At 74.6% G+C, this 7,027-nt stretch carries 9 protein-coding genes; 1 reads left to right on the top strand and 8 read right to left on the bottom strand.

Features of this window, described 5'->3' with window-relative positions:
- Positions 1–953 (bottom strand): aspartate carbamoyltransferase catalytic subunit (locus GTR02_RS18110; protein WP_166608883.1); only part of this gene is annotated, 953 nt, incomplete at its 3' end.
- Positions 953–1,540: a bifunctional pyr operon transcriptional regulator/uracil phosphoribosyltransferase PyrR gene (pyrR, locus tag GTR02_RS18105; RefSeq protein WP_338073900.1), complete on the bottom strand. Its 588-nt coding sequence runs from the start codon at positions 1,538–1,540 to the stop codon at positions 953–955. The genes pyrR and GTR02_RS18110, both read right to left, overlap by 1 nt.
- A gap of 266 nt (positions 1,541–1,806) precedes the next feature.
- On the opposite strand from pyrR, the gene bldD reads away from it, so the two are divergent.
- Entirely contained in the window at positions 1,807–2,301 is a 495-nt protein-coding gene (gene bldD / locus GTR02_RS18100; protein ID WP_012087282.1) for a transcriptional regulator BldD, read from the top strand.
- A gap of 72 nt (positions 2,302–2,373) precedes the next feature.
- Here the strand turns inward: bldD and nusB are convergent, their stop codons facing one another.
- From nusB to GTR02_RS18070, 6 genes are all read right to left on the bottom strand, one after another.
- Positions 2,374–2,784 (bottom strand): transcription antitermination factor NusB, encoded by a 411-nt coding sequence (nusB, locus tag GTR02_RS18095; RefSeq protein WP_166608882.1) that lies wholly within the window; start codon positions 2,782–2,784, stop codon positions 2,374–2,376.
- Position 2,785: 1 nt separating this feature from the next.
- Complete coding sequence (efp, locus tag GTR02_RS18090) at positions 2,786–3,346, bottom strand: elongation factor P (RefSeq protein ID WP_166608881.1); 561 nt, start codon at positions 3,344–3,346, stop codon at positions 2,786–2,788.
- A gap of 118 nt (positions 3,347–3,464) precedes the next feature.
- Positions 3,465–4,550 carry a 3-dehydroquinate synthase gene (gene aroB, locus GTR02_RS18085; RefSeq protein WP_166608880.1) on the bottom strand — a complete coding sequence of 362 codons (1,086 nt, stop codon included), beginning with the start codon at positions 4,548–4,550 and terminating at the stop codon, positions 3,465–3,467.
- Positions 4,547–5,050: a shikimate kinase gene (locus GTR02_RS18080; protein WP_205709556.1), complete on the bottom strand. Its 504-nt coding sequence runs from the start codon at positions 5,048–5,050 to the stop codon at positions 4,547–4,549. Before GTR02_RS18080 ends, aroB begins: the two co-directional genes overlap by 4 nt.
- A 129-nt stretch (positions 5,051–5,179) precedes the next feature.
- Entirely contained in the window at positions 5,180–6,583 is a 1,404-nt protein-coding gene (locus GTR02_RS18075; RefSeq protein WP_166608879.1) for a cell wall-binding repeat-containing protein, read from the bottom strand.
- A 25-nt stretch (positions 6,584–6,608) separates the two neighbouring features.
- Positions 6,609–7,027: hypothetical protein (locus GTR02_RS18070; RefSeq protein WP_205709555.1), on the bottom strand; the 419-nt coding region annotated here is incomplete at its 5' end.

Below are 7,027 nucleotides of genomic sequence, written 5' to 3'. Positions count from 1 at the left end.
CCCGCCAGCAGCAGGTACAGGACGGCCATCCGCACGGCGACGCCGTTGCCGACCTGCTCGACGATCGTCGAGCGCGGGCTGTCCGCGGCCTCGGCGGAGATCTCCAGGCCGCGGTTCATGGGGCCGGGGTGCATGACGATCGTGTGCTCCGGCAGCAGCGCGAGCCGGCTGCGGCCCAGGCCGTAGCGCCGCGTGTACTCGCGCGCCGACGGGAAGAAGCCGCCCGCGGCGTCCATCCGCTCGCGCTGCACGCGCAGCACCATCACGGCGTCGGGGGCACCGTCGGCGAGCGCCGCGTCGAGGTCGCTCGTGACCTCGCACGGCCACGCCTCGACGCCCACGGGCAGCAGCGTGGGCGGTGCGACGAGCGTGACGTGCGCCCCGAGGGTGTGCAGCAGCAGGACGTTCGAGCGCGCGACGCGGGAGTGCAGCACGTCGCCGACGACCGCGACCCGCACGCCCTCGAGGTCCTGCCCCGTGCCGCCCTGACCGTCCGGGGCGGGCCGCAGGTGGCGCCGGATCGTGTACGCGTCCAGCAGCGCCTGGGTCGGGTGCTCGTGCGTGCCGTCGCCCGCGTTGACGACGCTGCCGCGCGTCCAGCCCGCGTGCGCGAGGCGGTGCGGGGCGCCGGAGGCCCAGTGCCGGACGACGACCGCGTCGGCGCCCATGGCCTCCAGCGTCAGGGCGGTGTCCTTGAGGCTCTCGCCCTTGGAGACGCTGGAGCCCTTGGCGGAGAAGTTGATGACGTCGGCCGAGAGCCGCTTGGCCGCCGCCTCGAAGGAGGTCCGCGTGCGCGTGGAGTCCTCGAAGAAGAGGTTCACGACGGTGCGGCCGCGCAGCGTGGGCAGCTTCTTGATCTCCCGGCGCTGGGTGGCGGCCATCTCCTCGCTGACGTCGAGGACGGCCACGGCCTCGGCGCGGTCGAGGTCCGCGGCGGAGAGCAGGTGCCGGATCACGCGCCGCCCCCCGCCGCGGGCGCGGACAGGACCACGGCGTCGCGGCCGTCGCTCTCGGCCAGCAGGACGCTGACGCGCTCCGCGGCCGAGGTGGGCAGGTTCTTGCCGACGTGGTCGGCGCGGATCGGCAGCTCGCGGTGACCGCGGTCGACGAGGACGGCCAGGCGCACGGCGCGGGGCCGGCCGAGGTCGGACAGCGCGTCCAGGGCCGCGCGGATGGTGCGGCCCGAGCACAGGACGTCGTCGACGAGGACGACCACCTTGTCGTCGAGCCCCTCCGGCGGCAGCTCGGTCGGCAGCAGCGCCCGGGTGGGGTGCCGGCGCAGGTCGTCGCGGTACATGGTCACGTCGAGCGAGCCGGTCGGGACGACCGTGCCCTCGACCTCGAGGAGGCGCTGCGCGAGGCGCCGGGCCAGCGGGACGCCGCGCGTCGGGACGCCCAGCAGCAGCAGGCCGGCCGGGCCCTTGTTGGCCTCGAGCAGCTCGTGCGCGATGCGCGTCAGCGCGCGGTGGATGTCGGGGCCCTCGAGGAGCACGCGGCCACCGGGCACGGCGTCGTCGGAGCGGTCACGGGCAGCACTCACGTGCGACCTCCTTCCCCGCCTCACGGGGCGGATCCTTAAAGGACGTCGATCGCTGCGCGCCGTCGAGCGGCGGCAGCGGAGCGAGACTACAGGAGCACCGCCGGCCGCCCGCGGCGCCTCGGAGACCCCTCCCGACCATCGTTGTGAGATCAAGCGCTCACGAGGAGTAGTCACGGGCGTGCCGACCGGGTGGCAGTTCGGTTCTGACAGGCCAGATGCGGCCCGTCAGCTTGACGGGGACCATCACGCTCCGTGACGCTCTTCACATGGCATCGGACTACTCCCGCGCACTCGGATCGCGCCTTCGCGCCATCCGTACCCAACAGGGGCTGTCCCTGCACGGCGTCGAAGAGAAGTCCGAGGGACGGTGGAAGGCCGTCGTCGTGGGCTCCTACGAGCGCGGCGACCGTGCAGTGACCGTCCAGCGACTGGCCGAGCTCGCGGACTTCTACGGAGTCCCCGTCTCGGCCCTGCTCCCCGAAGGCGCCCCGCAGGGCAGCACCGAGCCGCCCCCGCGGCTCGTGCTCGACCTGGAGCGCCTCCAGGAGGTGCCGGCCGAGAAGGCCGGGCCGCTCGACCGCTACGCCAAGACGATCCAGTCGCAGCGTGGTGACTACAACGGCCGGGTGCTGAGCATCCGCGCCGACGACCTCCGGACGCTGGCCGTCATCTACGACGTGCCCGCCACGACCCTGTGCGACGAGTTCATCGCCTGGGGCGTGCTCAACGCCGACGCCCGCAGGGCCGTGGAACACGGCTGACAGCCCCGCCCGGACGACGAGAGGCCCCGCCCGCGGAACGTCCCGCGGCGGGGCCTCTCGTCGTCTGCGGCGTCAGGCGCGCAGGGTCTCCTTGAGCTCGGAGATCCGCGCGAGGAGGCCGTTGACGAACGTCGGTGACTCGTCGGTCGACAGCTCCTGCACGATCTCCACGGCCTCGCTGATGGCGACGTGGTCGGGCACGTCGTCGGCGTGCAGCAGCTCCCACGTCGCGATCCGCAGCGCCGCCCGGTCCACCGCCGGCATCCGCTCGATCGTCCAGCCCATCGAGTAGGTAGACAGCACCTCGTCGATGCGCTCGGCGTGAGCCACCACCCCCTCGACGACGGTGACGGCGTACTCGCCCACGGGCGGGTTCGCGCGCCCCATCTTCGCCTTCAGGACGACGATCGGGTCCATCGAGCGCTGGTCGGCCTCGAACAGCACGTCCAGGGCCCGCAGGCGGGCCTTGCGGCGGGCCGCCACGTCAGCTCACGCGGCCGAGGTAGTCCCCGGTGCGGGTGTCGACCTTGACCTTCGTGCCCTGCTCCAGGAACAGCGGGACCTGGATCTCCGCGCCGGTCTCGACGGTCGCGGGCTTGGTGCCGCCCGTCGAGCGGTCGCCCTGCAGACCCGGCTCGGTGTAGGTGATCTCCAGGACGACGGAGGTCGGGAGCTCGACGTACAGCGGCGTGCTCTCGTGCGTCGCGATGGTCACGTCCTGGTTCTCCAGGAGGTAGTTCGCGGCGTCGCCCACGGTCGCGGGCGGGACCATGACCTGGTCGTAGGTCGAGGAGTCCATGAAGACGAAGTCCTCGCCGTCGCGGTACAGGTACTGGAAGTCCCGCTTGTCCACGGTCGCCGTCTCGACCTTGCTGCCGGCGTTGAAGGTGCGGTCGACGACCTTGCCGGACAGCACGTTCTTGAGCTTCGTCCGGACGAAGGCACCGCCCTTGCCGGGCTTGACGTGCTGGAACTCGACCACCGACCAGAGGTTGCCGTCGAGGTTGAGCACGGTGCCGTTCTTGAGGTCGTTCGTCGAAGCCACGTCGTCTCTCAGTCCGTCTCGCGAGTCGCGCCACGGGGAGCCGGGCGCGCAGGGCGCACCCATCGTAGCGGCGGCGGCGGGCCCGCCCGTCGCCGCGCGCGTCCCCGCCGGGGTCCGCTCAGTCGCGGCTGATCTCCGCGTAGGCGGCCTGCAGCGTGGCCGGGTCGGGGCCCTCCAGCCGGGCGGGCCGCCCGATGCCGTCGAGCACGACGAAGCGCAGCAGCGCCCCCCGGGCCTTCTTGTCGCGCTTCATGGCGTCCAGCAGCTGCGGCCAGCGGTCACCGCGGTACGTCACGGGCAGGCCCAGGGACGTGAGGACCGCGCGGTGGCGGTCCGCGTCGGCGTCGGACAGGCGCCCCGCGAGGCGGGCCAGCTCGGCGACGTAGACGAGGCCCACGCTGACGGCCGCACCGTGGCGCCACTGGTAGCGCTCGACGAGCTCGACGGCGTGGGCGAACGTGTGGCCGTAGTTGAGCACCTCGCGCAGGCCCGACTCCTTGAGGTCCTGCCCCACGACGTCGGCCTTCACGCGGATCGCGCGCACGACGAGCTCGGCGAACACCTCCGAGGTGACGTCGGTGGCCGCGGCCACGTCGGCCTCGATCAGCTCCAGGATGCGCGGGTCGACGATGAACCCGGCCTTGACGACCTCCGCCAGCCCGGCCCGGACGTCGTGCGGCGGAAGGGTCGTCAGCGCGTCGAGGTCGCACAGCACCCCGGCCGGCGGGTGGAACGACCCGACGAGGTTCTTGCCCTCGGCCGTGTTGATCCCGGTCTTGCCACCGACCGCGGCGTCGACCATGGCGAGCACGGTGGTGGGCAGGTGCACGACGCGGACCCCGCGCAGCCAGGTGGCCGCGACGAACCCGGCGAGGTCGGTCACCGCCCCCCCGCCGACGCTCACGACGGCGTCGGAGCGCGTGAAGTCCGACTGGCCGAGGACCGTCCAGCAGAACGCCGCGACCTCGGCCGACTTGGCCTCCTCGCCGTCCGGGACCTCCGCGAGCACCGCCGCCAGCCCCTGCGCCGCGAGGTCCTCGCGGACGGCCTCGCCGGTGCTGCGCAGCGCGCGCGGGTGCACGACGAGAACCTTTTCGACGGACGCGCCCAGCAGGCCGCGCAGCTCACCGAGCAGTCCGCGCCCGACGACGACCTCGTAGGGGGCCTCGCCCGCGACGGGGATCCGGGTGGTCGTGCTGGTCATGCGTCCTCCACGAGGGGGTGGGTCGTCCGGTCGGCGACCTCCGCCGCCACATCGGCGGCGGTGCGGTCGTCGGTGGGCACGGTGAGGGCGGCGACGTCCGCGTACACGGCGCGGCGCGCGGCGTGCAGCGCGTCGAGCCCGGGGCGCCGCAGCACGGGGCGGTCCGCGTCGCCGCGAGTGCGCTCGCGCACCGCCGGCAGCGACACGTCGAGGTGCACGACCGTGTGCGCGGCGAGCAGCTCCCGGGTCGCGGGGCGCCCGCACGCGCCGCCCCCGAGGGACACCACGGCCTCGGGCCCGGCGAGGGCCTCGGCGACGGCGGCCTGCTCGAGGTCGCGGAACGCCTCCTCGCCGTCGCTCGCGAACACGTCCGCGATCCGGCGGCCCGCGCGCGCCTCGACGAGGTGGTCGGTGTCGACGAACGGGCGCCCGAGGCGCCCGGCCAGCAGCCGGCCCACGGTCGTCTTGCCGGCGCCCATGAAGCCCACGAGCACGATCACGGGCGGTGCTCCTCGGTCGTCGGCGGCGGGCGGCTGCCGCCCGATCCTAGGCCGGACGACGACGGGGCCCGCACCGAGATCCGGTGCGGGCCCCGTCGCCGGGCGCGGGTCGGCGCGTGGGCCGGCGGCTCAGCGCAGCCCGGCGTCGCCGAAGTGCACGGTGTGCGCGTCCCGGTCGGCCGGGTCCGCCGTGCGGGCGGAGGACGTCGTGACCAGGGTCAGGCGCTGCACCCCCCGCACGTCGACGCGCACGGCCGCGGGCCGACCCGCCGCGACGTCGTAGGTCGCGAGCGTGCGCTCGTCACCCACGACCTCCACGCGGCTGGACAGCCCCGACGTCGTGGCGTCCGCGACGCCCACCGTGGCCGTGAACGTGCTCCAGGCCCCGCCGAGCGTCCACGTGCGGTGCTCGGAGTTGCGCGGGTCGGTGAGGTAGCCCACCGAGCGGGGGAAGAACGTACCGCCCAGCACCGCGTGGGAGTCCACGAACGCGGCGTTGCCCACCGGCGCCGGCAGTTCGTCGAGGTAGGTCCGCGGTTCTGCCCCGCAGGACGTGCGCCGAGCCGCCGCGGCGGAGTAGGTCACGTCCCCGCCCACGGCCTGGAGGACCTGCGGCGCGAGGCGTTCCAGCTCGAGGTTCACGGACTGCGGCAGGCAGTCCCTCGGCGTCAGCAGCAGCGGCGAGCTCCGCCGGCCGGCGAAGGCGCCGGCCGCGACGGCGTCGGGCCAGCTCACGCCCGAGGCGAGCTGCGCCGTGGGCGCACCGAGCGGGAAGAACCGCTCGCTGACGGCGACGGCGGTCGCGTACCGGTCGCGGCCCGCGACGCGGGTGACCGGCGCCGCCGTGGTGGCCTGGAGCTCGGCGAGCACCTGCGCGGACACCGCACCCTCACCGCCCAGCACCGTGATCGCGGCGGGCCGCAACCGGACGAGTTCCGCGCGCGTCGCCTCGGGGACCGCGCCGGGTTCCACGAGCAGCAGCGGCGCGGAGGCCTTCGCGGCGGCCGCGGAACCCGCGAGGGCGTCCGGGAACGCCGCCCCCGTGGTGACGAGGACGTTGCCCACGCCCGCCGGGAAACCCGTCGCCGACAGCCGCGCGGCCGTCTCGTAGCGGCTCGCGCCCGCCACGCGCACGAGCTCCGCGCGGGTGTTGCGCTGCAACCAGGTCATGACGGGGTCGCCGACGGAGGCCTCGCCGCCCACGACGACGATCCGCCGGTAGTAGCCCAGGACGGCGCGGACCGGCTCGGGCAGCTCCTCGCGCGGCGTGAGGAACACGTTGCGGCCCGGGGTCCCCGCGAGGGCCCCGGCCGTGAGGCCGTCGGGGAAGTCCCGGCCCGTCACGACGTAGGCGACGTCGCGGGCGGGGTCCTCCAGCTGGGCCGCCGTCACGTAGCGGTCCGGCCCGTACGTCCGGTGGGCCGAGACGGGCGTCGGAGTCGCTGCGGCGGAGACCGTCGCGGCCAGGCTGGCGCAGCCGAGGAGGGCCCCGGTCAGGGCGCGGCGACGGCGTCGGTTCGCGGTGCGGTCCACGGTCGGAGTCCTCCTGGGCTGCGGGTCAGAACGCGACACCGTCGACCTCCCCGCCACCGAAGCGGCCGAAGGAGGTGACGGGTCCGTCGGAGAAGAACACCTGGGTGCGCGGGTTCTTCAGCGGGCTCACCCACCGGGAGAACGTCTCGTCCGAGAAACCCTCGAAGGTCAGCGACGTGCCCTTCACCGCGGCGCCGGCGGGCTGCAGGACGGCCTCGTCGCGGTCGACGCGGATCCAGAACTGGTCGCGCAGCACGGCCTCCACCCGGGCGCGCCCGGTCGTCGCACCGACCACGGCGTCCGGCAGGAGCGTGCCCGGGGGGACGATCCAGCCGCCGGCGGTGTCGGTCGCGGACAGGAAGACGCCCAGCACCCTCGGCGGCGCGGTCGAGGTGGACGAGCTGGACGACGCCGACGAGGGGGCCGACGAGGGGGCCGACGAGG

The organism is Kineococcus siccus, assembly GCF_009906795.1.
In the GTDB taxonomy this organism is placed as follows: domain Bacteria; phylum Actinomycetota; class Actinomycetes; order Actinomycetales; family Kineococcaceae; genus Kineococcus; species Kineococcus siccus.
Note: the sequence above shows the minus strand (reverse complement) of the source record. Positions and strands in the feature narration are given on the sequence as shown.